Consider the following 1295-nt stretch of genomic DNA (forward strand, 5'->3'; position numbering starts at 1 on the left):
GGCCGGAGCTTCACGAGCTCCGGCCGCCCCTCCCGCGCGTTCCGGGGCCGGCGCGGCGGAGCCGCCGGTCTCAGGTGGTCCGCGCCGGTACGGATCCCGGCCGTCCGGGGGGAGCCGCGTCCCGTCGGCCGAGGGGGAAGACCGCACGCTCCCGCCACGCCGTTCCGTCGTGGGCCATCAGTACGACCGAGGAGACGCGGGAGGCGATGGGCAGCCGGCCGAGGAGGCCGGCTTCGATCTCGTCCGCGGCGGCCTCCTCCTGCCCCTGGGCGATGGTCAGGTGCGGGATGATCTCGGTGAACCGGCCTCCGTACGGCGGGGCCTCGGGCCAGCGGGCGGCGACGGCCTCCGTGAGCGCCCGCAGCGGGGCGGCCGGTTCGGGCACCAGGTACAGGACCTCGGGGAGCCGTCCGCACGTGCGGAAGCACAGGTCGAAGGCGCGGTGGCCGGCCATGATCCCGGTCAGGGCGGTGATCACGTCCGCGTCGAGCCGGCTCTCGTCGAGGAAGGGGAAGAGGACCGTGACATGGGCCGGTACGCCGTCGTGCGCCGAGGGGTCGAGCCGTTCGCGCCACGCGCGGACGGCGGGTTCGGCCTCCGGGACCCGCACGATGAGGCCCGTCTGTCCTGCCTGAAACGTCTGAGAGCTCATCGCCTGCCCGGTGTGCGCGTGGAGGGGGACGGTGGTGCGGCCGTCGTGCGGACCGTACCGAGCGTACGGGCCCGGAGCGGTCCGCACCGGCGGACCGGCGGGTGCGCCGCTTCCCGCACGCGCGGGCCGGCGGCGTGCGGTCCGGGCCTCCGCGCCGCGCGCCGGGTTCCTGCCGGATGGGGTGGATCTGTTCGGTCCGGGGCCGGAGAATCCCACAAGACCGGTCCATGCGGGTGTAGTTGGTGTCATCCACGGGGAGGACTGGGGTCGGGCGGCCCGTGAGGCGGGCGCGTCCGCGGCGGCCCGGTCCCGGGCAGCCCGCTGAATGATCAGAGGGGCGAGCATGGCCAGTGGCACCGTGAAGTGGTTCAACTCCGAAAAGGGCTTCGGCTTCATCGCCCAGGACGGGGGCGGACCGGACGTCTTCGCCCACTACTCCAACATCTCCGGCAACGGATACCGCGAACTGACCGAGGGCGAAACGGTGTCGTTCGACATCACGCAGGGCCAGAAGGGCCCGCAGGCGGAGAACATCATCCGCGCCTGAGCTCCCCCTGTCGTGACGGCGGGCCCGGCTGGCGAGCGCGGCCGTGGCGGTACTCCTGTGCGCCGCGGCCACGGCGGCCGTGGGACCGGTGGCGTT

At 74.1% G+C, this 1295-nt stretch carries 2 protein-coding genes; one reads left to right on the forward strand and one right to left on the reverse strand.

All coding sequences use genetic code 11. The annotated features are described in order from the left end of the window. Nucleotides 1-70: 70 nt before the first annotated feature. Nucleotides 71-652, reverse strand: a complete 582-nt coding sequence (locus ABT106_RS31970; protein ID WP_351284573.1) for a 2'-5' RNA ligase family protein — start codon at nucleotides 650-652, stop codon at nucleotides 71-73. A 343-nt stretch (nucleotides 653-995) separates the two neighbouring features. Here ABT106_RS31970 and ABT106_RS31975 point away from each other — a divergent pair, with 343 nt between their 5' ends. Then, nucleotides 996-1199 carry a cold-shock protein gene (locus tag ABT106_RS31975; RefSeq protein ID WP_267719484.1) on the forward strand — a complete coding sequence of 68 codons (204 nt, stop codon included), beginning with the start codon at nucleotides 996-998 and terminating at the stop codon, nucleotides 1197-1199. The last annotated feature ends 96 nt before the right edge of the window (nucleotides 1200-1295 follow it).

Origin of the sequence: Streptomyces sp. NPDC002044 (assembly GCF_040296725.1) — a bacterium.
GTDB classification, from domain to species: Bacteria; Actinomycetota; Actinomycetes; order Streptomycetales; family Streptomycetaceae; genus Streptomyces; species Streptomyces antarcticus.